Source organism: Mucisphaera sp., assembly GCF_965279675.1.
Classification (GTDB): domain Bacteria; phylum Planctomycetota; class Phycisphaerae; order Phycisphaerales; family Phycisphaeraceae; genus Mucisphaera.
Genome location: NZ_CBDIIJ010000002.1, coordinates 2,442,153 through 2,465,834 on the forward strand (window position 1 = coordinate 2,442,153; position 23,682 = coordinate 2,465,834).

The following is a 23,682-nucleotide window of genomic DNA, read 5'->3' on the forward strand; positions in this document are numbered from 1 at the left end:
TGTACTGATTTGATCCGACGGGCCTTACGCAGCGCGGTTCCCAGCATGTTCCATCGGCGGCTCTGGCTGCTGTTTGCTGTGGCCACGCTGGTGACGCTTGCTTTGGGCGGGCAGGCGGCCCGGCTGTCGCTTGGCCCGATGCACCTTGATCGCCTGGAGCGGGCCCAGCAGGCGATGCAGACGCCAGCGCTGGTTGAGAGTCGGCGGGGGCGGATTCTGGATCGGTATGGTCGGGTGCTGGCTCACGATGAGCCGGGTTGGGATGTTGCGGTCGATTACACGGTGATTACCGGGGAGTGGGCCTACGCGAGGGCTCGGAGTGAGGCACGCAACCAGGATCGGGCCTGGTGGGCGGAAGCTTCTGCGGAGCAGCGTGAAGCGCTGGTGCAGCGTCTGGCGGTGGGGTATCTCGAACAGACCGAGATCATGTGGCAGACGCTGGCGGATCTGGGGCAGTGGCGGCCGGGGGATTTGTCGCGGGCTGATATCGAGGTCTCGAAGAACGACATTCGTCGGCGGGTGCAGACGCTGGCGGCTCATGTCTGGGCGGTGCGTCAGCAGCGGCGTTCCGAGGACGATGGGGAAGCGGTGACGCTGGCCGATGTGGCGACGGCGATCGCGGAGCAGCGGCAGCACTATTCGGTCGTGCGGGATGTGTCGGATCGGACCCGGGTGCAGGTGGAGGCGTTCATCGCGGAGGCTGAGTCGGATCCAACCATGCGGGTCTGGTCGCAGGTGCGGATGGAGCGGCCGAGGCAGAGGCGCTACCCGCTTGAGACGATGACCGTGGAGGTCGATCGGCAGGGGATGCCCGGGCCGCTGCAGTCGGATGAGCCGGCGCTGATCGAAGTTGCAGGCGTCGGTCTGCATATGATTGGTCAGCTTCGGCGGACGTACGAGGAGGATGAAGAGCGGCGGCCGTTTCGGGTGACGCTGCCATCTGGGGAGATGGCGACGGACCTGCGTGGGTATCTGCCTGGGGATCGTGCTGGGGCGTTCGGCATCGAGCGCACGCAGGAGGATCGTTTGCGCGGGGCGCGTGGTCGGATCGTGACCTATCTGGATACGGGTGAGGAGGAGCGGCTCGACCCGGTGGCGGGGCAGGACGTGCGGTTGACGCTGGACATCGATCTGCAGGCGCGGATTCAGGCGTTGATGGACCCGGAGATCGGGTTGATGGTGATGCAGCCCTGGCATCGGGCTTCGGCCAGCGGGCAGCTTGGTGAGACGCTGGCGGGCTCGGTGGTGGTGCTGGACGTGGAGACTTCGGAGGTGCTCGCTGCGGTGACGGCGCCTGGGATGTCGATCCGGAGTCGGCGGGAGGAGCCGGATCGGGTGTTTCGGGATGCGGCGTTGCTGCCGTTTCTGAATCGACCGGTGAGCCGGGCCTATCCGAGCGGGTCGACATTGAAGCCGCTGGTGCTTGCTGCGGCGATGGCGGAGGGCTTGATCGGGCCGGAGGACACGATCGCCTGCAACGGGCATTTGTATCCGGCCCATCACGATCGTTTTCGGTGCTGGATCTTCAAGCGTTTTCTGATGCGTCACGGCCCGCTGGACGGGGCAACGGCACTGGAACAGAGCTGCAACATCTACTTCTATACGCTGGGTGCTGATCTGGGCATGCCGACCATGGTGCGTTGGCTGCGTGGGTTCGGGCTGGGGACGGGGACGATGAGCGGTCTGCCCGATGAACACGCGGGAGATCTGCCGAGGGACGAGGTGCTTGCCTCATTGACCGAGACCGATGCGATCCTGATGGGGATCGGGCAGGGGCCTGTGACCTGGACGCCGATGCAGGCGGCGGCGAGCTACGCGACGCTGGCGCGCGGCGGCGTCGTGCATCATCCGACGGTGCTGCTGGTTCCCGAGCCGGAGGATCGGGGTGGGGCTCGGCTGGCGATTCCGAGGTCGGCTGTGGATGAGACGATGGCTGGTCTGCGGCAGGTCATCGAGGCGCCGCAGGGAACGGGGCGATTCATGCAGGTCGATGGCGAGCGGTACAAGATCAACAACGTCGAAGGGGTGACAGTCTGGGGCAAGTCGGGAACGGCGGACCCTGGGACGATTCGGTGGATCGATTTTGATTTTGACGGCGTTCGCGACGAGGGCGAGTCCTATCGGATGGCGGATGATGAGGACCACGCCTGGTTTGTCGGGATGGTCGGGCCGGAGGGAGGGGTGCCCGTCGCGGTGATCGCGGTGGTGGTGGAGTACGCGGGTTCGGGGTCGCAGGCTGCGGGTCCGATCTTCAATGAAGTCGTCCGAGCGCTGCGGGTGGAGGGGTATCTCTGATGCCGATGCCTGAGGTGCTGGAGACGATCTGGGATCAGGTCTCGCGTGTGGTTCGTAAGAGCCCGGCGTGGATGATGGTGGTCTGCGCGACGCTTCTGTCGGTGGTTGGTCTGTTGTCGATCGGGATCGTGGAGCCGGGACTGGGAGCTCGTCAGGGTCAGGTCTGGCTGCCGATGGCGTTGCTGGCGGTGCTGATTGCGTTTCTGCCGAGGCCGCGATGGATCGGGACGTGGGCTTACCCGCTGATGGCCTTCACGCTGGCGTTGCTGGTCTTGCTGGTGATGCCGTTCACGCCAAGATGGCTCGTGCCGGTGATCAATGGGGCGACGGCGTGGATCAATCTGGGAGTGATGAATTTTCAGCCGGCGGAGTTGGGTAAGGTGGCTTTTGTGCTTGCGATGGCCTGGTACCTGAGGCACCGGAAGAGTCACCGAACGCTGATCGGGATGCTCAAGCCGTTTTTGCTCATGCTGATCCCGGTCGCGCTGATCCTGAAGCAGCCGGACCTCGGTACGGCGATTCTGTTCGCGCCGTGTCTGTTCATCATGCTCTTGGCGGCGGGAGCGCGGCTCAAGCACCTGTTCGGGCTGCTCGGGGTGGCGGCGGTGGTGATCGTGGTGAATGTTCTCGTCGTGCTCTACGCGCCGTCGTCGATGCAGCTGCTCAAACCGCACCAGGTGGAGCGGATCGAGTCGATGATCTCGCTGGCTCAGGGAGAAACGCGCTACGTCAAGACCATCGGGTATCAGCAGGACACGGCGATGACGCTGGTCGCGGCAGGGGGGCTGACAGGTTACGACCCGCAATCGGCGGAGGACATGATCGAGCTGAATCGGCTGCCTTTCGATCACAACGACATGATTTTCGCAGTGATCTGCGCAAGGTGGGGCTGGCTGGGCGGGATGGGCGTGATGCTGCTCTATCTTCTGCTGGTTGGGTCGATGGTGATGATCGCGGCGGAGCTCAAGGATCCGTTTGCGCGGCTGGCCACCGTCGGCTTTGCGGGGATCATGTTCACGCAGGCCTCGATCAACATCGGGATGACGGTCGGTCTGCTGCCGATCACCGGGATCACGCTGCCGTTCGTGTCCTATGGCGGGTCGTCGCTGCTGTTCTCGGCGGTGATGATCGGGCTGGTCCTGAATTTTGCATCGAGACGGCCGGCACCTTTGGCGCGGCCGAGTTTCGAGTTTGATAACGCGGAGGCGATTTTCCAGTGAGTGAGGCGGTTGAAGCGTTGGTCGTGCCCGCGGGGATCCGTGAGGATGCCGTGCGGCTGGGCTTTGAGATCGAGGAGGAGACCTGGAAGCGGCTGGGCCGCTATCTGGGGTTGTTGCTGGCGACGAATCAGACGATGAATCTCACGGCAATCCGAGAACCGGAGGCGGCGTGGTCGCGGCTGATTCTGGACTCGCTGACGGTGCTGCCTGCTTTCGAGTCGTTGCCTGAGGAGCAGGCCCGGGTGCTGGATGTCGGCACGGGGGGTGGGCTGCCGGGGATGCCGCTGGCGATTGCTCGGCCGGACCTGTCGTTCACGCTGGTCGACAGCACGCAGAAGAAGATCGGCTTCCTGAATGAGGTGGCCGATCGGTTGGGGCTTACGAGGGTCAAGGCCGTGGCCGGTCGTGCCGAAACGCTAGGTCATCAATCGGGCTATCGGCAGCAGTTTGACCTGGTGGTGTCCCGCGCTGTCGGGCCGCTACCGGTGCTATTGGAGTTCACGCTGCCATTTGTCCGGGTAGGAGGCTGGTGCGTGGCGATGAAGGGGCCGAAGGCCGAGCAGGAGTTGGCTGACTCCGGCGATGCGCTGGCCGCTTTGGGCGGCGGGGAGGTTCAGGTGGTGGAGGCGTATCCCGAGTCGTTTGAGAATGATCTGGTCTTGGTGTTGATCCAGAAGGATCGTGCGACGCCGAAGACGTATCCGCGCGAGCCAGGATTGCCGAAGCGTTCACCGCTTTGAGTTCAAGACTCACCGCCTGAGCAGTTGTTCGCGTTGAATCATGACTTTGAGGGTGTGGCAGACGAGCTCGATCTGGGTGCTGTCCATCTTGTTGAAGAATGGCAGGGCGATGGTGCGGTCGCTGATGGACTCGGCGACCGGGAAGTCGCCGGGCTTGTGTCCGAACTGCTCGCGGAAGAAGGGTTGGAGGTGGATGCAGGGGAAGTAGTTGGAGGCCCCAACATCGTGTCGGCGGAGGCCGGCGATGATGCGGTCGCGCTCCTGGCGGCCGTACTCGGCGGTCAGGCGGATCACGAACACGAACCAGGACATGCTCTCCTCGTGATCGACCGGGACGGTCGGGAGGATGATGTCTTCGAGTTCCTTCAGGCGCATGATGTATTCGCAGGCGACGTCGCGGCGTTTTTCGAGGATGCCTTCGAGCCGATCGAGCTGAGCGATGCCCAAGGCCGCGGAGATCTCGGAGAGTCGGTAGTTGTAGCCGAGGCGTTCGTGCTGGAGCCAGGAGCCGGTGGACTGCCCGCCGCCGAAGGGCTCGCGGGGTTGTGATTTGGGATCGGGCCGGCCCTGGTTGCGCATCGATCGGCAGAGGGAGGCAAGGCGGTCGTCGTCGGTGAGGATCATCCCGCCCTCGCCGGTGGTGATCTGCTTGTTGGGATAGAAGCCGAAGACCGAGGCTCTCCCGAAGCTGCCGAGTTTGCGATGGCCGCTCTTGCCACCGATGGCCTCGCAGGCGTCTTCGATCAGCGGGATCTCGCGGGCGTTGGCGAGCCGTTCGAGTTGGTCCATATGGGTCGGGTTGCCGAAGACCTCGACGCCGAGGATCGCCTTGGTTTTCTCGGTGATGACCTTCTCCGCCGACTCAGCGGTCATGTTGAGGCTGGTGGGATCGATGTCGGCGAAGACGGGCCTGGCCCCGCACATGGCGATGGCGTTGGCCGTGGCGATAAAGGAGAAGGGGCTTGTTACAACCTCATCGCCGGGTCCGACACCCAGGGCCAGCAGCACGAGGTGGAGACCTGATGTGCCGGAGGAAACGGCGATCCCGTGTCGCCGGCCGATCCGTCCGGCGAGGACGTCCTCAAAGAGTTCCTGCTTGGGGCCGATGCTCAGACGCCCGGATCGGAGTACATCGACGACGGCGTCGACTTCGGCATCGGTGATGTCTGGCATACTCAGCGGGAGGTCGGTCATCCGTGATCTCTCAAAAGGGCTTTGGAGCAGTGTAGCGTGAGCGTCGGGTGATCTACACTATGGCCATGCCCTACGAGCGTGCGAATATCTCGGCGTTGTCGGCTTATGTCTCGGGTGAGCAGCCCGAAGACCCGCGGACGATCAAGCTCAACACCAACGAGAGCCCCTACCCGCCTTCGCCGACGGTTAACGAGGCCATCGGGCGGGTGACGGGCGAGCAGCTCCGTCGGTATCCCCCGCCGACAGCAGCAGCATTTCGACAGGCGGCCGCTGAGGTCCATGGCGTGACCCCGGATCAGATCATCGCCACGAATGCCGGGGATGAACTGCTCCGGCTGGCCCTGACGGTGTTCACCGATCCGACCGATTCGGGTCGTGGGATCGCCGTCGCTGAGCCGACGTACACCCTCTATCGCGTGCTGGCGGGGATCCACGGGACGCCGGTGGTCTCGGAGCCTCTTACTGATGACTTTGGTCTCCCTAGCGGCTGGGAAGAGCGGCTGGCCGATGCTGGGATCGGCATCGCCTTCGTGGTGAACCCGCACGCGCCATCCGGGAGGCTCGAGTCGCTCGACCGACTACGCTCGGTGGCGGAGGCTCTGCGAGGTCGGGGCCTGCTACTGGTGGATGAGGCCTACGTCGACTTCTCGGGTCAGTCGGCCTTGCCGCTGGTTCGGGAGGACAGCGGCCTCGATAACGTGCTGATCCTGCGGACGCTGTCGAAGGGCTACGGGCTGGCCGGGTTGCGGTTCGGCTACGGGATCGGTCACGCCGATCTGATTGCCTCGATGAACAAGGCCAAGGATTCGTTCAACACCGACCTTCTGGCTCAGGTGGCGGCCGAGGCAGCGATCCGGGATCAGTCCTACGCCCGCGAGACCTGGGACCGGGTGATCGAGCAGCGGGCCGTGCTCAGCGGGTCGCTGCGGTCACGCGGGTTCGAGGTGCCAGACAGTCATGCCAACTTCGTGCTGGCTCGTGTTCCCCATGGGGCCTCTGCCCGCGAGCTCTATGAAAGGCTCAAGGCGGAGGGCATTCTTGTGCGATACTTCGATCAGGACCGGCTCCGCGACAGGCTGCGGATCACGGTCGGCACCCCGGAACAGAACCAGACGCTGCTTGAGGCGCTGGATCGGCTGCTGCAGCCCGCCTGACCCGACAACGCGAGTAAACCCTTGGCTTCCAACGCACCTTCATCTGACAACCGCCGAACCGCCGCGATCGAGCGGACCACCAACGAGACCTCGATCCGACTCGAACTCGGGTTCGACCCCGATAGCGCTCCGAGCTACGAGCACAAGACCGGCGTCGGCTTCTTCGATCACATGCTCGATCACATCGGCAAGCATGGCCGGCTGGATCTGAGGATCGAGGCAAAGGGTGATACCCACGTCGACGATCACCACACGGTCGAAGATGTCGGCATCGTGCTCGGGCAGGCGCTGGATCAGGCGCTCGGCGACCGGAAAGGCATCGAGCGCTACGGCTTTGCCTCCGTGCCGATGGACGAATCCCTGGCCCGGGTCTCGATCGATCTGTCGGGGCGGTTCGCGCTGGTGTTCGATGCCGGTTTCAGCAGCGTGGACGCCAAGATCGGCAGCTTTGACGTGCAGCTCGTGCGCGAGTTCTTCTACGCCGTGGCTCAGGCCGGCCGGTTCAACCTGCACGTCGAGGTGCCGAGCGCCGGGAATGACCACCACGTCGCCGAGGCGATCTTCAAGGCCTTTGGCCGGGCGCTCTACCAGGCAACCCGGGTGACCCGCGACGACATGCCTTCGACGAAGGGCTCGCTCTGAGTCTCAGCCGATCCGTCCGGTGATCTCGGCGACCAGTTCTTTGGCCCGATCGGGGTCGAGCTTGCCCGCCGGCCAGTCAAAACGGAAGTCCGAGTCCGGTAGACCACGCGGGATGATGTGGAAGTGCACGTGCATGACGGCCTGCCCGGCCTCGCTGCCGTTGTTCTGCAGGACGTTGTAGCCGGGCGCACCAACGGCCTCACTGACGGCTCTGCCCAGCCGGGGCAGCACGCGTCCGATCGCTGCGGCGATATCTTCCGGCAGTTCATCCAACCGTTCGTAGTGGGCCTTGGGGATGAGCAGGCTGTGGCCAGGGGCCGTCGGGCCGACATCCAGAAAGGCCAGCGTGTTCTCGTCCTCGTACAACCGGTGGCAGGGGATCTCCCCGGCGACGATGCGGCAGAAGATGCAGTTGGGATCGGTGATCATGGCGGGCTCCTGAGAGGCTCTCACCGGGAGCCTAAAAGAAGAGCCGGCGGCGGGAAAGGTGCCCGACGCCGGCCCAGGAGGAGGAGAAGAGAAGTAACCCCAGTTTAACAATCAGGGCTTACTTTCCTAGCTTTTTCTGAACCCGATCGATGGAATTCAGGGGCAAGCGACAGCTAATCCGCGTGGACTGCCGGGCTTAGCGATTTTATCGGTCCTGCCGGGTGAAAAAACCGCGAGCGGGAAGCCGGGTTAACGATCCTCGGTGAACATCAGGACCCTCGGCTTGTCGCCGGCCTCGTTCACGTTGGACCGGTCGTAGGTGACGATGAACCGGCGCTCGACGACCTTGTCGTAGAGCAGCGGGTTGTCGGCATTGGGCCGCCGGCCCTGGAGGATGACGTAGGCCGTAAAGACATCCGACCGCACGGAGATGAGCCCCGCGGTGCGCATGAAGGGGAGGAGTTCTTCTTCGAGGTCGTTGTCGACTGCGTCGACGGTGAAGTCGCCATCGGTTTCGTCGGCGTTGCCGGTTCCTTGTGCGAGATAGTCGAAGCGGTTGTCAGAAACTCCACCGCCACGGATCAAGGTTAATTCGCCGATTGACGCGAAGCCCGGAGAGGCTCTAATCGTTCCTGTACCAGACGTCGTAATGTCGGGGATTGCGGCATTACGCGTTCCCCCGACGGTCGAGAAGGGGCCCGTCTCTGGCAGGTCACGGTAGTCGAGAATACCTTCGGCCAACTGCTGGCCATCGCGAGGTGGCGGCAGTGTCATTGGATGATTATCTGTGGCGTTGCCGCCGAGGACGAAGGGCAAGGCTTCGAGGACGCGTCGCGGGGCGGTGTTGATGTTGACGACGCCGAAGGCCATGCCGGGGTTGAGGGCCGGACTACCAGAGATGGCTGTTGAATCTGGGCCATCGAGGGTAGTGAACTGGTCCATCAGGTGGACGGCATCAGGGAGAGACTCGCCATTAGGAATCTCCGTCCAGTCGAGTTTGCCGAAGTATCGTTCCTTGCCAGCGGTAGCTCCAACCAATGCACTCCCAAGGCGTTCAGATATAGGCACGTTCGTATCTGCTCTGTGTGCAACGACGGGCAGCATCCCAAGCTCTGCCACTGAGTCAAAGGCGGGAGCGACGGGATTGGTTGCTGTGCCATCTCCGACCTTACCAAGGTGTAGTTGGAACGCGGGCGGCGTAGGATTGAAGTTGACGCCATTACCAGCATCGCCAAAAGTCTCATCTAGTTCGCCCGAAAAATCTGCAGGAAGTGGAGTTGCTGTGGTGAAGACAGAGCGCGTCGGGGTTGTCGACACTTCATTCTGACTGTCACGCTCAAGCACGTAATGAGGGGTGCCATTAGTCTCTCGGTCGTCTCTACGTAGATAGCTCGTGTAAACCACGGTTTCACCATCGACGGGAGCCAGCCGTCCGCCATAGACGTTCGTCTCATCAAGAGGAAAATCATCGTTGACTGCTGGCGGACCGACAGTGTTATGTGCCCTAAAGCGATCAACCACTTCGCCACCGTACTCTAACCTGAACTCGATGGACTGCCCTTGTGTCCAAGCGTTGTTTGGAAGGATGGGTTGAGCCGCTGGCCCTGACACACTGGGATTGAGTGAAGTGATGTTCATGCCGGGAGAGTGAAGAAGTACTTCCTCTCCGGCTGCTAATGTGCCAGCGTTAAGAGTGATGCTTGTGTCGGTACCGCCTGCAGTAACTACAATCTCAAAGTCGCTAAGTTCTACATCCGTCTCATAGCCATTAGCGGTAGCGTCCCAGGGATTGGCGATTTCTACAATCAAGTAACGATCTTCTGAAGTGACGCTCACAGTACCATCGGGAGGGTCTTCAGCGACAATGATGGAAGCGGCTTCTCTAAAAAATGGTTGCGCTTCCAGGCCCAAAGATCTCTGTCCGCCCGCCGATGCATTACTGGTTTCAAAATCGCTCAACGCACTCCAGTCGTCTGCTACGCCAAAGCCAGTATCGACATCGTCGTACGTTCCAGGCACTCGATACGCGAAAGCATTGGCGGCGAGTGCCACTGCATCAGCAGCATCTACCCCAGCTTCTCTGGCACGCTCGACAAAGTCATCGATGTTTGTTTCATCTAGAAGGTTGATATTGAACTTCGCTCGACTCTCCGGGTCGGCATAGTCAACGGTTCCACCGCCAGCCAGGTTCGGCCGCACCTGCCGTGCTCCCGAGTAGGTCGTTAGCAGGTGGCGGACGCCTTGGCGCATCTGTCGGCGGGAGGCCCAGCCGGGGGTCTCGACGCGGTTGGAGCGGAGGACGGACCAGGCGTCGCCGTCGGTTGGATCGGAATCTTCTTGCAGCAAGCTGTATTCAAGTGCCGACCAGCCGGAACTGTTAAGACCAAAGCGTCGGCGGAGTTCGGCGAGGGTGTCAGTTCCGAACGGTAGATATGTTTGGTTATTGAGAGTCAGCGTTTCATTCTCGTTATAGGGGGCATCGAAGTCGACAGAAGCTGTCGTGGTATACACAGGTGGCACATCCAGATTCCGCCCAAACATCTGCCATCGCAGATCGCGATCCGCACGGCCATATCTGGCCGATGTAAATGCTGTATTGGTTACGTCGACGCGTGGATAACCGAGTGACGTATACAACGCACTGCGCGTGAGAGAATTACCTTCGGTAATGAAGTCAAAAGAGAACTGACCAAGAGTCGGTGCGTTTCTGGAACCGGTCGTAAAGCCGATTGATTGGGTAACTGTAGTTACATCGCCACTGAGCTGTTGGTAGTCCTCGCCGACCGAACTCCACGGGAGGTTGTTCGGTGCATCGCCCCAGTCGGCGTTGGTGCCCACCGTGAAATCAGCTCTAGCGAGCAAGCGCTTGAGGTTCAGGTCGTGTGGGGTCGATCCGAGCACCATGTGTCTGCGCTTATCTGCCTCTGTGCCGATTGCTTCATGGAGTTCCCCCGCCGTATTCACATTCGCCAGGCCGGTCTCGTCGATGATGCGGACGGCGGCGGCCCAGCGGAGGCCGCCGGGGGTGTTGATCGGGAGCTCGACCCAGCGGGAGTCGATGTAGCCGTCGCCATCGGCGTCGGCGGTGGTGGCGAGGAAGAACTCGGCGTTCTCGTCAGTCGCTGCTCCGCTGCTTAGGTCGGGCAGGCCATCACCTGTCATGGGCTCGTTGTAGCCAAGGTTGTCTTCGCCAAAGGTCGAGCCTGCGCGCACAGGGTGATAGGCCAGTGTTGGCTTTTGGTTGGTCAAGGTATTGATATCAAAAGTATTTCCTTCAGGAATATCCGTGCCAACCGGCTGGAAGTAACGGACATCGATGAATGGAAGTTCGGCTGTGCCATCCGCAGTAGGCAAGTTGCTGATTTGCCGCCAGACATCCCAGTCGTTGTCGGTTGTGCCGTCGCCGTCGCTGTCTCCGCCGAGTTGTGCCTGCTCGATGAAAGACCAGCTTTCGAGATAGATCTGGGTCGTTCCGTCAAAGCGTGAGAAATCCTCCGGCTCGATCGTTGCGAGCCAGCGGTCGCTTGGGCCGGGGTAGTCGTAGTACTCGCTGGTGCCGGTCGTGGGATTGCTGGTGTAGTCCGTCCAGTCCTTGGCGATGACCTGGCCGATGTAGTCGACGGTGGCTTCGATGGCGGCGTCGGTGTTGGAGGTGCGGGCCGAGGCGGACCCGGCGATCCGGAGGGATTGGGCGCCGGAGACGAAGGCGACGCCGGCGAGGAAGACCAGCAGCAGCACGCCGACGGCCAGCAGCAGGGCGGAGCCTCTGCGGGCGCCGAAGATCTGGCGGCTGCGGGTCGGTGTCGTGGGATCGTGGTGCATCGAGGTGGCCATGGCGCACTCCTTAAAGCATGAGCGTCGCGTTACCGCGCGTCGCGCGGCGGGACCCGGAGAATGAGTTGGAGACGTTGCCCATCGGGCTCGCCGGAGACGGTCCAGCGGGGACGCCCGCGTTGTCCCTGGCCCTGAGCTTCGATGAATTCTTCGGTTTCTTCGGCCCGCTGGTTCAGGTAGCCCTCGCGGTCGTGGAGGACCATGGTGATCCGGAGGAGCACCGGCCAGGCACGGTAGATGCCGGAGGTCGGCACATCGCGCTCGAGGCCTTCGCCGTAGATCTGAAAGATACCTGAGGCCGAATCCAGATTGTCGTTATTGCCATAAACCTGACCGTCAGGTCTGATACCACCGACTTCATCATGCTGAAGGTCGTACGCAAACGCTCGAATATCTCCGACGGTGGCGTAACCGATGTTGAGAGGGCTTGGGTTACGAAGCTCTGGGCCGGGATTGAGACGGTGCCAGATGATGTAAGGCGGGTTTTCGTCGCCAGTATCACGCGGGCGGATGTCCACAGCCCCATCGGGGCCGGAGCCGGCCGTGATGTCGTAGTTACCGGCTGCAATGGTGGCGTTGTCTGCAACGTCCAGCGCGTACTCGATCTCGAAGTGAGAGCAGTAGGGGGCAAGTGTGGCCGCAACGTTGGCGCTTTGCTGTGCGGCGGTATTCGTGTTGTTGAGAATCCCGGGCAGGTTGAAGTCTCTCTGGCCTGTTCTTCTCGAGGTGGCAAGAGCCAGGTAGAGATAACCGTTCGTGGCGTTATTACTGAAGGCATTGACGATCGCGTCTTTGTAAGTAGCCAACGAGCCGATCGCGAGATCGGTTGTGCCAGCGTCAAACCGAAAGCTGGCTTCAGGATCGCTGCCTCGCAATGAGGGGAGAACCGTGTTGGGATCGTCATCGGTGTTCCGCCAGAGGCTATCGGTGTAGTGCTGCGTTCCCCCGAGGCTCGAAGGTGTTGGCGGGATGACAGGCGTGACCAGCGTCGCGCGTCTGCCGAGTGTCCAGCGGTGGGGCGGAATAACGCTGTTCTGATCGACCGATCCGTTGACGATGTTCAGAAACGGTGGGGCGTTATCGAAAGGTGCACCCAAAGAGGTTGCATCATTAAATCCGGCTCCCGGTGCCCTCAGATGCCCGTACCAAATCCACGCAGCTGACGCCTCGATGCTCGGGTCCAGGACGGACTGCCAGGGCCCGTTGGCGAAGAAGCCGAGCTGGTCCATCCGGTAGGACCTGCGGAGATCATCGGGATCGACGCCCGGGACCGGCAACTCGAAGCGATGGGCTCGGAGCACCATGAAGCCGTCGTGGCTCAGCCTGGCGATGTCGGAGCGCATCCGGGTCTCGACGACCTGGGCGACAGAGAGGACTTCATCCTGAGCCCCGCCGAGGTTCACGGTGTCACGCACGGCGTCGATGATGAAGGCGACCACCAAGAACACGAGCGCGAGCACGGTGACGGCGGTCAACATCTCGATGAGCGTGAAGGCTCGTCGACGCTGAGGCTGCGTTGGGCTGGGGGATGGGTTACGCATCAAGGAATGATCCCCGTCACGATGGCGGCGGTTCTCGCCGGGAGCCAGTAGATTTCGTATTCGATGAAGTCACCTGCTGCAGGCGAGCTGCCTACCGTCGCCGGGTTTCTGAAAGCCGGGGGGCGTCCAGAGCCGAGCACCGCCACGAGTTCATCGCTGTCGTGCACGAAGCTACCCACGATCTCAGCGATGTAGGTGGGCTCGGTATTTGGAGCGACCTCGCGAATCATCATGCGATGGTTGCGGATGCCGCCGGTATCGAATTCAAGATCGAACACTTCACTGTTATTGAGGTCGCCGATCTGATCGCCGGTGGTCAGGTTAATCTCGTTCCTGAACTCGCTGGCTGCGCTATTGTCATCCCAATACGTGATGTCTCCGAAGTTTTGACTGTCGCTATCGCCATCACGGTCGAAGTCATTGATCACCAGCGCCTCGGGCACGGCGACTTCTTCTCTACGGAACACAAACACGGCGACCTCGTAGGGGTCTCCGGCGGCGGGGCGGCGGACCAGAAGCCGGTGTTCGTAAGTGGGCACACTGGCGTCGACGGCCTCGGGTACCCGGCGGTCGTAGCCGTCGCGGAGGTTCTGAGTGACATCGCGAATCAGGCTCCGGCGGGGATAGCGGGCGACGAGATTCTCGGTGGTGGGGCCGTAGAGATCGACGCCTTCACCTCGCTGGTGCAGCTGCGCCTGATAGATGTAGTTCTCGGCTGGCGGAGCAATAAATGGAATCCCATATGCCGTTGACTCTCCCAGTCCCGCGCTCAATGGGTTGGCATCTGGAATCCCAGAGCTATTCAGACTGATGTTATTTGTAAATGGTACGAAGGCATCTCCAGCAGTGATCACACCGGGTGCTGCCGCATCATCAATTCCGTCCGCCCCCATCGCCTGGAGCACGGCGAGGACGTTACGGGCGTGGGTGTGGGCGAAGGTGTCGTCGGCGGCGTTCTTGCGGGCGATCCCGCCAACCGGGAACAGGGCCGAGAGCAGGATCAGGCCGAAAGCGAGGATGCCGGCCGAGACGAGCATCTCGATGAGCGTGTAGCCGCGTCGGGAAGCCCGGTTCTGCGGCCGGTTGAGTCGTCGTCGGATTGGACGGGGTGAGACGGCGATCACTTAAGGCGTCTCCTGATTCCGCTGAACCGAAGGCAGCCCGGTGTTGGGTGCAAAGGTCACGATGGCGATATCGGCGTCGATGAAGCTGCCGGTAGAGGCGTCGCCGAGATAGCCCTGTTCGAGAAAGAGTTCGATGCTGTCATTAAAGAAATTAGAATCATTGGCGTCGTAGGCAGCACTCATTTCAATCTGAAACTCGCGCTCATCCAGCACGCTGAAAAACCTGGTTGTTCGGGCGACGTGTACCACGTTGCTCCCACTGGCGCCTTGTGGGTCGAAGTTGTAGATGTAAGCCGTGTCGTCCGGATTCACACTGCCATCAGGATTAAATCGAAGAGCCAGGACAATTGCTGGATCGTTGCGACTTTTTGGGTAACTAGGAGCCGTCCAAAGTCGCGCTGGCCCTACCATGGCTTGCCCGGTAACCCGGACGCCTTCAGGCAGATCAACACTGCGGATGTCCGTCAGCCGTTGGAACTCGGTACGTGAAGGTGTTTCCACCAGCGAGGCAACTTCTACCAGCGTCCGCTCATTGATATCGGGATCCTCAATACGGAAGACCAAGGCCGTCTGAACGCCATCACGCAGAGCGATCGATCGTGCCAGTCCAGCCTGGGCGTTGATGGCGTTGACGCCGTTGCCAACAGCGTTGGCTCGCATCAGGGTCAATACAGCACCGACGGTTGTCGCCGCGAGTAAGAGGATGATGCCAAGCACCACCAGCAACTCGATCAGTGAGAAGGCTCGCTGGGTGGAAGGGATACGATTTCTTCGGTCCATGGCGGTCACTCCTACAGACTTAGGGGGCGCTCGCGCTGTAGAGATCATCCGTACCGGTGATATCAATACGGTCAGGGAAGTTGTTGACAGTAAATCTTGCAGGTGCATCGTTAGCATTCAGATGATCCCACACGATCGGCGTATCCATACCGCCTTTATCTGGATCGATACTGCGGGCACTGCCGTTTGGCCCTGAGCTATAAAACCAAGGACGTAAACTTCGAATAGCTTCATCCGAGGAATCATCCGCAATCGCGTGCGGGATAATCGGCACGATGCCGAAGCCCCAGCCGTCGGCGATCGGTGAGGCGTCGCGGATGTCCAGAATGTCCTCGTTACCGGCGACTTCGGGCGGTGTCTGCAGGAGTGGACCCAGCATCGACCCGATCTCACCGTACTTCTGCATCTCGTCGAAGAACTGCTCGGGCCAACCGGTCATGCGGTTCTGGCTGCTGTTCCAGCTCACCGGGTCGGAGTTGCGATTGACACGCGGATAGCGCCCGTTGAGGTCGTAGTACTCGTCCACGGCGGCTTCGAGGGTGGCGAAGGTCGACTCCGTGGCCCACTGGTTGGCGTTGCCCGTGACAGCCGCGACACCACCGAGGATGAGAGCGATCAGCACCGCGATGATGGAGACCACCACAAGGATCTCGATGAGCGAGAAACCTCGTACCGTCAATAGATTCGTAGGTGGTATCGGTGATTGCTGTTTCATGGATGTCGCTTAGTTGGTGTCGGCGTAGAGCATGACGGCGTCGTTGCGTTCGTCGCCGGCTTCGTCTTCAGACCAGGGGAAGAAGATGTCATCGCCGGTGCGGTTGTCGTTCTGCTTAACAGCGAAGGTCTCCGAGAGCTGGGTTGCTGGCAGGATTCTGTCCCGGAAGGAAGCGCTGCCATCGTTCATGACCACGACGCCCTGCCAGGTAGCTGTATCACGGCTCCCCGAATTGAGTTGGTGGATGGAAACGCCACCCCTGGGATCGGGTGAAGAGCCCGTCTCGGCGGCAAAGGCGTTGTAGTCACCAGGCGACGTGTAATCGAACTCAGCCGGTTCAGAAGTCCTAGCGGTCAGTATGCGGTCTGAAATGACTGGTACCAGACTGCCAGAGTTATCCCGCCAGTTGCGAATACGAACGCGGTTGGTCGGGTTGTCATTGATGACGACTGGGTGCTCGTCGCCAAGACGTGGGTCCAGGTAGGCATACGAGTGCGCAGGACCTTCCGCTGAAGTCCTCAGGTCAAAGAAATCACCTACGGTCGTGTCGGTGTAGCTGCCGTCCCATGGTTCCTTGCCGCGTTCAGCAGGAGAGATAACCGCATCGGGCGTGACGCTGCCTTTATTGAGCAGGGTCCAGACGATGGCATCAGCCCACCACTCCGGGGTCTCATCGAGGCTTAATCCACTCAGTTGCGCTTCGAGTTCAATCACGCTGGTTTCGTTGGTTTGACCGACATAACCTCCTCGAACAAAAAGCGAGGGGTCTGCAGTCCCCTGAGAGGAAAGACCCGGATACCACGAATTATTGTCCTGCGCGAAAACCACCATCCCGGTCTGCAGGTTGCGTGCCTGCGACTGGGCTTCGGTCTGGCGCACGACCCGCTGGATGGCACCGAGGGCGGGCAGGAGGATGGCCACGAGAAGGGCAATGATCGAGATCACGACCAGCAACTCGATGAGGGTGAAACCCCTGTGAAGGAGCTCGGGTCGTTGCTGGCTGTCCGTTGTCGTGTAAGCAGGCGTCATGGCTTGTCCTGGAGCGCGCCCTGCGGCCGGGCGCCTCGGTCAGTAGGAACTAAAACAGTTGTTCGAAATCCGAGCTGTAGCTGTCGTCAATCAGAGCTTCGATCAGTGCGGGGTCATCGGCCATCGCATCACCAAAGGTGAGGTCGGCCCCCGCGGAGACGAACTCACCCACAGGCAGAGCGCCGCGTGAGGTTTCGCTGTAGGCCAGCGGGGTACCGTAAGCGTCCAGCGGGACGGCCACGCCGTCCGGCCGCATCGCGATCGGCAGGCCGACAAGTGTCGCCCGGGTGCTCTCAAGCCCGGCGAGCGTTTCAAGTGCTGTGGCGGCCGAGCCGCTTGGCAGGGTTCCGCTGATCGTCTCGTAACGCTGTAGAGCCGAGCCGTAAGCCGTCAGGATGTCTTCGTTGGCTTGCTTCCTCAGGCTTTCCGCGTACCCGGCCGTCAGCCATAGGCCGCCAGCCATCAGCAGCACACCAACCGCTAGAGACAGCAGAGTCTCGGCCCCGGTCAGCCCGCGACGAACCGTCACCGCCCGGCCCGTTGAGGGCGTGAGGGTGATCCGGGTTGTTGCTGAAAGCATGTTCACGGGGGCTTCCTGGAGGTTCTGAATAGACAGGCCGTTTACATCACGGACTGCATCAGCGAGATCATCGGCAGGAACATCGCGATCACGATGCCACCGACGATGACGCCAAGGAACACGATCATCACCGGCTCAAGTAGCGAGGTAAGCGACGCCACGGCGACGTCGACCTGCTCGTCGTAGTCGTCGGCGATCTTGAGCAGCATCTTGTCGAGGTCGCCGGTTTCCTCACCCACGTCGAGCATGTTGGTCACGATCGAGTCACAGACCTTGGCCTTACGAAGAGGCTCAGAGAACGAGTCGCCCTGACGAACCGAATCGTGGACATTCTCGAGAGCACGGGCGTAGATGTAGTTGCCGGTGGTTTCGGATGTGATCGTGATCGCATCGAGAATGGGCACACCCGCATGAATCAGGGTGCCAAGCGTTCGGGAGAAACGCGCGATGGTCGCAATCGCGACGAGACGGCCGACCACCGGCATACGCAGCAGGATCCAGTCCGTGGTTGCCTTGCCGATGGTGGTCATCCGGATCACCTTCAGGACGAAATAGGCAGCGAACGGGAACAGGGCCACCCAGACAATGCCGGGGATCGATTGCCCCTCAGGCGCTTCGGCGCCCAGCCAGTCCAGGATCGGGCCTGCCAGCCAGGCCGAGGCTTCCATCAGGAAGATGGTCAGGGCCGGCATCTCCGCGTCGAAGTCGTCGAAGATCTCCATGAAAGACGGGATAATGAAGATCATGATGCCGAGCACGATGACCGAGGCGATACCAAGCACCGAGATCGGGTAGTACATCGCACCCTTGATCCGGGCCTTGAGCTTCTCGGCTTTTTCGAGGAACTCCGACAGTCGTTTGAGGATCAGATCAAGCACACCGCCGATCTCGCCGGCAGCGATCATCTTCGAGAACAGCTTGTCGAAGACCTTCGGGTGCTTGGCCATGGCGTCCGACAGCGACGAGCCCGATGAGACATCCTCGTAGACCAGGCCGAGGGTCTTCTTGAGCTTGCCCGCTTTCTGCTGGGCATGAAGGATGTCGAGCGAACGCAGAATGGGCAGACCCGCGTCCTGCAGCGTCGACATCTGCCGCGTAAAAGTCGCGAGCTGCTGCTGGGTCACGCCATCCAGGAAGGGGATCGTGATCTCGATCTCTGTGGCCTTCTTGCCGCTGCCCCCACCCTTGGCACCCTTGGCGTTCTTGTCGCCTTTCGGACCCTTCTTGCTCTTGGCCTTCTGCTCACGCACGGAGGTTGGGAACAGCCCCTGGGTTCGGATCTTCGAGATCGCTTCCTCAGAAGTCGAGGCAGAGATCGAGCCCTTCTGTGGCTTGCCAGCATCGTTGAGTGCTTCGTACTGAAAAGTCGGCATCGTCAAAATCCTGAAAGAGCATCAAGCAGACAGCTTGCACGGTTCGGTGACATCAGGCTTCTATGGCCAGGGTTTCCTTGACCACCTCTTCAATCGTCGTGGACCCGTCGTACAACGCGAGCAGGCCGGATTCACGCAGCGTACGCATGCCCCGCTTGCGAGCTTCCGCGGTCAAAACCTGGGTCGATGCGTTCTTCATGATGAGTTCACGCATCTCATCGTCGAGCGTCATCACCTCGTATAGGCCCATCCGGCCCTTGTAGCCCGAGCCGTTGCAGTAGTCGCAGCCCTTGCCGCGGAAGAACGTCCGGCCTTCGACATCCTCGGGCGTCAGCCGCAGCAGCATGAGCTCGTCTTCACTAGGCTCGTATTCGGTCTTGCAACGCTGGCAGACCTTCCGCACCAGTCGCTGAGCGACAATGCCTTCGATGGTGGCGGTGATCAGGAAGGGCTCAAGCCCAAGGTCCAGCAGACGAGCGATCGACGAAGGCGCATCGTTGGTGTGCAGAGTGGAGAACACGAGGTGGCCCGTGAGAGACGCCTGCACGGAGATCCGCGCGGTCTCCAGGTCACGGGTTTCACCAACCAGGATGATGTCGGGGTCCTGACGGAGGAAGCTGCGGAGTGCAGCGGCAAACGTCAGACCGACGCCCGCATTGACCTGCACCTGAACCAGACCATCAATGTCGTATTCGACCGGGTCCTCACAGGTGAGGATCTTCTCGGTGATCTCGTTCAGCTCAGCGAGAGCCGAGTAGAGCGTGGTCGTTTTTCCCGAGCCCGTCGGCCCGGTTACGATCACGATGCCGTTGGGCTTACGGATGAGCTGGCGGACTTCGTCCAGCGTGTCGGGCCGCATGCCGAGTTTGTCCAGGTCAAGCGCGGTGTTGCCACGGTCAAGCACACGCATCACGACCGATTCGCCGAACATCGTCGGCAGCACGGCGACACGCAGGTCGATTGGCTCACCGTTGACATCCAGCTCGATGCGGCCGTCCTGCGGCAGGCGACGCTCGGCGATGTCGAGGTTAGACATGACCTTGATACGCGAGACGATCGGGATCGCCATATGCGGCGGCGGCGGAATCATCTCGTAGAGCACGCCGTCGATGCGGTAACGCATCTTGAACTCGTCTTCGAACGGCTCGAAGTGGATGTCAGAGGCCTTGTCTTTGATGGCCTGCAGCAGCACGAGATTCAGGAGCCGACGAACCTTGTTGTCATCGGCGGCGGACATGACTTCATCGACATCGATCGATTCGCCACGCCCCGCGAACTCTTCGAAGGCCTCGTCTCCGGCCAATTCAGAGACCAGTTCGGCCAGCGATTCATCCGACTGGCCGTAGTGCTGATCGATCAGCTTGGCGAGCGTCTCGCCGGGCGCTACCACGGCTTTAACATCAAAGCCCATCAGCAAGCGCAGGTCGTCGATCGCACGAAAGTTGTCGGCGGACTTCAAAGCGACGGTCAGGCGGTTGTTGTCCGGGTCGTGGCTCAGAGGCAGCACCTGATACGCCTGGGCCATCTCCGCGGGGATCATCTTGAGAACCTCTTCAGGGATCTCCATGTCCTTGGGGTCGGTGGTCTCCATCCCGGCCTGAGCGGCCAGCGCCAGGTTGACCTGATCCGTGTTCACATAACCGAGTTCGATCAGCACTTGCCCAATCGGCAGCTTCCGCTCCTTCTGCAGGTTGAGCGCCTCCTGGATCTGGGCCCGATTGGTGTGACCCATCTTGGTCAGGATGCGGCCAAGCTTCCGGCCACGCAGCTCGTCTAGGGGGACCTTTGACATAGGTGCTCGCACGCTCCCGTTCAGGGGTCAGGCTAAGGGCGTTGCAGCCATCAAAGCCTCACCAGTTTCACTATGGGCTCGAAGACCGGCCCTGACAAGCAAAAAACAACGCTAGAAATCAATAGACAATGAGATGTCTAGACAAATAAGCCTGTCTCAACCTCATTCTGCCTTTTGATTTTATTCTTTCTCGCTCGATTCCTTGGCTTCATCGAGCTCGACACGGCCGACCTTCCCGCCGGCTCGGTGAACCTTCTCGATCAGCTCATGCGGGTTCTTGGCCTTGTCGATCATCTCGTCCGCAGCGATCCAGCCCTTCTGGTAGAGGCTCCAGAGGTGGTCATCCAGAAGCTGCATCCCAAACTTCTTGCCGGTCTGGATCTCAGAATCCAGACGGAAGGTTTTGGCCTCGCGGATGATGTTCGCGATACCGGGGGTCACCACCATGAACTCGTAGGCCGCCACCATGCCCTTGATGTCATCGCGTGGCAGCAACTGCTGGCTCACCACCGCCATCAGAGCCGTCGAAAGCTGAACACGGATCTGTGCCTGCTGACTCACCGGGAACGCGTCGATGATTCGGTTGATCGTGCCCGCCGCCCCGGTCGTGTGCAGGGTCCCGAAAACAAGGTGGCCTGTCTCGGCCGCTGTAATAGCTGACTCGATGGTCTCGAGGTCACGCATCTCACCGACCAGAATCACGTCAGGGTCCTGACGCAGGGCGCGCCTCAGGGCCTCAGCGAAGGAGGGCACATCGCTGCCGACTTCGCGCTGGTTCACGACCGATTTCTTGTGCTCGTGGTAATACTCGATCGGGTCTTCGATCGTGATGATGTGCCGGTCGATTTCCTGGTTGATGAAGTTGATCATCGAGGCCAGCGAGGTCGTCTTGCCCGAGCCGGTTGGGCCGGTGACCAGGAACAAACCGCGCGGCCGGCGGATTAGATCGGGCACAAGCTTCGGCAGGCCGATGCTGTGGATGTCCAGCAGCTTGTTCGGGATCTGACGCAGCACCAGCGAGATGTGCGTTTTCTGCTTGAAGATCGAAACTCGGAAGCGAGCCGCGTCGCCGTACGCAAAACCGAAGTCGGACCCGCCCTCTTCCTGGAGCTCGTTCTGTGAACGCTCAGGAGCAATCGCTTTCATCAGGGCCGTGGTGTCGGCCGGTTCCAGGACCTTCGTCTTCAGCTCGATCAAGCGCCCACGCATACGCACAGTCGGAGCCTTGCCGACAGTCAGGTGGAGGTCCGACGCGCCCTGCTTTACAACCGTATCCAGCAGGCGGTCAATCTGAATCGTCGACATCGCAAAACTCCTCGTTCGTCGGTATCTGTTCTGGAATGAATGGGATCACCTGGCGGCAGCACCGCCTCGGACTGCCTCTGGAACTCACGCCGCGTCGGACTCTTCCTCGTCGACGTTGACCGTGCCCTCGACCTGGGCGAAGCGGGCCACCTCGGAAAGCGTGGTTTCGCCGGCCAGAGCCTTCAGGCGACCATCGCCAAGCAGGTCACGCATCCCGGAGGCCTTGGCCGCGTCACGCAGCTTGTTCACCGGAGACCGCTGGAAGGCCAGGTTGCGGATTTCCGCGTTCATCTCAAGGATCTCGTAGATACCCCGTCGGCCACGGTAACCCGACCCGCCACATGCCGAACAGCCCACGGCCTTGTAGAGCGTCTGGCCTTCGAGGTCCGACGGCTTGAGGCCGGCCATCGCCAGTTGTTTGCGATCTGGGTTGTCATCGGGCTGCTTGCACTCATCGCAGAGAATCCGGACCAGCCGCTGGGCAAGGATGGCCTGGATCGAACTGGCCACGAGAAAGGGCTTGAGGCCCATGTCGATCAGTCGCGTGATCGCCGAAGGCGCATCATTGGTGTGCAGCGTCGAGAACACCATGTGGCCGGTGAGCGCCGCCTGAATCGCCACATCACCCACCTCCTTGTCGCGGATCTCACCGACAAGAATGATGTTCGGGGCCTGACGAAGCATGGCACGGAGGATGGTCTGGAAGCTCAGCCCAATCGACTCGTTCACCTGACACTGATTGATGCCCTTGAAGTTGTATTCGATCGGGTCTTCCGCGGTGATGATCTTGCGGTCGGTCGTGTTCAGGTCGTTCAGCGCCGAGTAAAGCGTGGTCGTCTTACCAGACCCCGTCGGTCCCGTCACCAGGAAGATGCCGTTGGGACGGGTAATGATGTTCTTGAAGATCTCCATCGTGTCGGGCTGCATGCCGAGATTCGACAGACCCAGCTTCGCAGCATCGGATCGGAGAATACGCAGAACAATCGATTCCCCGTGGTATGCCGGACAGGCCGAGACACGGAAGTCGACCGCCGTCCCGCCCATCGTCAGCTTGATACGGCCGTCCTGAGGGATCCGCTTCTCCTCGACGCGCATGCCGGACATGATCTTGAGCCTCGCGGTCACCGCGTTCTGGGTCCGCTTGGGAATCAGGTCCTGCTCATGGCAGCGTCCGTCGATGCGGTATCGCAAACGTACCCGGTCCTCGAAGGGCTCGATGTGGATATCAGAGGCCCGCGAGTTCACACCCGCCGTGATGATCTTGTTGACCAGCCGCACCACCGGGGCCGCGGAGGGGTCGTCGGCATCCTCCACGGCCTTGGCCGCCGTGGAAATATCCATCGACGCCCCGCGGTCGATCGACATGTCCATCGACGAGTCGATCGAAGCATCGATCGTCATCTGCCTCACGGCCTCGTCGATCGAAGACTTCGTCTCCGAGAGCACCTGGTCGATGAACTCACGGATCTTTGACTTGGCCCCGAGCGCCAATTCGATCTCCGACCCCAGTCGGAACCGCAGGTCGTCGATCACGGCGAGGTCCATCGGGTCGTGGACCAGGATCTTGATCTTGTCCCCCTCTTTGCCCAGCGGAAGCACGGTGTACTTCTTGATCAGGTCTGTCGGCACCAGCGGCAGATGCTCCATGTTGAGCGCATCGGGCTGGTCCAGATCGACAAACTCCATGTCGTACTGCGACGCCAGAGCCTTCGCGACCTCGTTCTCGCCGATGTAACCGAGATCGACCAGCGCCTCCCCGAGCCGCTTCCGGGTGCCCGAGGCGATCGTCAGGCCCTCGGTGACCTGCCGATCGTCGATCAAACCCCAGTGTTTCAGAATCTCACCGATCTGCTTGCGTCTGTGTGCCATACTGCTTTCTGGGATTCCGGGGTGACCGTGGACCTGTGGGGTTTACCATGAGCGGATCATTCGGGA

The 23,682-nt window shown here is 61.1% G+C and carries 18 protein-coding genes; 5 read left to right on the plus strand and 13 right to left on the minus strand.

Annotated features, from left to right (window positions below; genetic code table 11):
• Positions 1-45 precede the first annotated feature (45 nt).
• The 3 genes from ACQZAB_RS10480 to rsmG are packed head-to-tail and all read left to right on the plus strand — an operon-like array spanning position 46 to position 4,255.
• Positions 46-2,295, plus strand: coding sequence for a peptidoglycan D,D-transpeptidase FtsI family protein (locus ACQZAB_RS10480; RefSeq protein ID WP_428389463.1), 2,250 nt, complete (start codon positions 46-48; stop codon positions 2,293-2,295).
• Positions 2,295-3,515, plus strand: a complete 1,221-nt coding sequence (locus ACQZAB_RS10485) for an FtsW/RodA/SpoVE family cell cycle protein (RefSeq protein ID WP_428389464.1) — start codon at positions 2,295-2,297, stop codon at positions 3,513-3,515. The genes ACQZAB_RS10480 and ACQZAB_RS10485 overlap by 1 nt, the downstream gene beginning before the upstream one ends.
• On the plus strand, positions 3,512-4,255 hold the full coding sequence (gene rsmG / locus ACQZAB_RS10490; protein ID WP_428389465.1) for a 16S rRNA (guanine(527)-N(7))-methyltransferase RsmG: 744 nt from the start codon (positions 3,512-3,514) through the stop codon (positions 4,253-4,255). Before ACQZAB_RS10485 ends, rsmG begins: the two co-directional genes overlap by 4 nt.
• A 9-nt stretch (positions 4,256-4,264) precedes the next feature.
• Here rsmG and ACQZAB_RS10495 read toward each other — a convergent pair whose 3' ends face one another.
• Positions 4,265-5,449 carry a DegT/DnrJ/EryC1/StrS family aminotransferase gene (locus ACQZAB_RS10495; protein ID WP_428389466.1) on the minus strand — a complete coding sequence of 395 codons (1,185 nt, stop codon included), beginning with the start codon at positions 5,447-5,449 and terminating at the stop codon, positions 4,265-4,267.
• 65 nt (positions 5,450-5,514) lie between these two features.
• On the opposite strand from ACQZAB_RS10495, the gene hisC reads away from it, so the two are divergent.
• Positions 5,515-6,603, plus strand: coding sequence for a histidinol-phosphate transaminase (gene hisC, locus ACQZAB_RS10500; protein WP_428389467.1), 1,089 nt, complete (start codon positions 5,515-5,517; stop codon positions 6,601-6,603).
• Between the two features lie 21 nt (positions 6,604-6,624).
• Entirely contained in the window at positions 6,625-7,245 is a 621-nt protein-coding gene (hisB, locus tag ACQZAB_RS10505; RefSeq protein WP_428389468.1) for an imidazoleglycerol-phosphate dehydratase HisB, read from the plus strand.
• A 3-nt stretch (positions 7,246-7,248) separates the two neighbouring features.
• On the opposite strand, the gene ACQZAB_RS10510 is transcribed toward hisB, so the two are convergent.
• The 12 genes from ACQZAB_RS10510 to ACQZAB_RS10565 form a co-directional block, all read right to left on the minus strand.
• On the minus strand, positions 7,249-7,674 hold the full coding sequence (locus tag ACQZAB_RS10510) for an HIT family protein (RefSeq protein ID WP_428389469.1): 426 nt from the start codon (positions 7,672-7,674) through the stop codon (positions 7,249-7,251).
• Between the two features lie 249 nt (positions 7,675-7,923).
• Complete coding sequence (locus tag ACQZAB_RS10515; RefSeq protein WP_428389470.1) at positions 7,924-11,508, minus strand: hypothetical protein; 3,585 nt, start codon at positions 11,506-11,508, stop codon at positions 7,924-7,926.
• Positions 11,509-11,537: 29 nt separating this feature from the next.
• Positions 11,538-13,049 (minus strand): PulJ/GspJ family protein, encoded by a 1,512-nt coding sequence (locus tag ACQZAB_RS10520; RefSeq protein WP_428389471.1) that lies wholly within the window; start codon positions 13,047-13,049, stop codon positions 11,538-11,540.
• Positions 13,049-14,173 (minus strand): type IV pilus modification PilV family protein, encoded by a 1,125-nt coding sequence (locus tag ACQZAB_RS10525; protein ID WP_428389472.1) that lies wholly within the window; start codon positions 14,171-14,173, stop codon positions 13,049-13,051. The genes ACQZAB_RS10520 and ACQZAB_RS10525 overlap by 1 nt, the downstream gene beginning before the upstream one ends.
• On the minus strand, positions 14,174-14,953 hold the full coding sequence (locus tag ACQZAB_RS10530; RefSeq protein WP_428389473.1) for a prepilin-type N-terminal cleavage/methylation domain-containing protein: 780 nt from the start codon (positions 14,951-14,953) through the stop codon (positions 14,174-14,176).
• A 19-nt stretch (positions 14,954-14,972) separates the two neighbouring features.
• Positions 14,973-15,668 (minus strand): type II secretion system protein, encoded by a 696-nt coding sequence (locus ACQZAB_RS10535; protein WP_428389474.1) that lies wholly within the window; start codon positions 15,666-15,668, stop codon positions 14,973-14,975.
• Between the two features lie 9 nt (positions 15,669-15,677).
• Complete coding sequence (locus ACQZAB_RS10540) at positions 15,678-16,697, minus strand: type II secretion system protein (protein WP_428389475.1); 1,020 nt, start codon at positions 16,695-16,697, stop codon at positions 15,678-15,680.
• 49 nt (positions 16,698-16,746) lie between these two features.
• On the minus strand, positions 16,747-17,277 hold the full coding sequence (locus tag ACQZAB_RS10545; protein ID WP_428389476.1) for a hypothetical protein: 531 nt from the start codon (positions 17,275-17,277) through the stop codon (positions 16,747-16,749).
• Positions 17,278-17,318: 41 nt separating this feature from the next.
• Positions 17,319-18,527, minus strand: a complete 1,209-nt coding sequence (locus ACQZAB_RS10550) for a type II secretion system F family protein (RefSeq protein ID WP_428389477.1) — start codon at positions 18,525-18,527, stop codon at positions 17,319-17,321.
• A gap of 175 nt (positions 18,528-18,702) precedes the next feature.
• Positions 18,703-20,442, minus strand: coding sequence for a GspE/PulE family protein (locus ACQZAB_RS10555; protein WP_428389478.1), 1,740 nt, complete (start codon positions 20,440-20,442; stop codon positions 18,703-18,705).
• Between the two features lie 180 nt (positions 20,443-20,622).
• Positions 20,623-21,747 carry a type IV pilus twitching motility protein PilT gene (locus ACQZAB_RS10560; RefSeq protein WP_428389479.1) on the minus strand — a complete coding sequence of 375 codons (1,125 nt, stop codon included), beginning with the start codon at positions 21,745-21,747 and terminating at the stop codon, positions 20,623-20,625.
• 84 nt (positions 21,748-21,831) lie between these two features.
• Positions 21,832-23,616 carry a GspE/PulE family protein gene (locus ACQZAB_RS10565; protein ID WP_428389480.1) on the minus strand — a complete coding sequence of 595 codons (1,785 nt, stop codon included), beginning with the start codon at positions 23,614-23,616 and terminating at the stop codon, positions 21,832-21,834.
• Between the last annotated feature and the right edge of the window lie 66 nt (positions 23,617-23,682).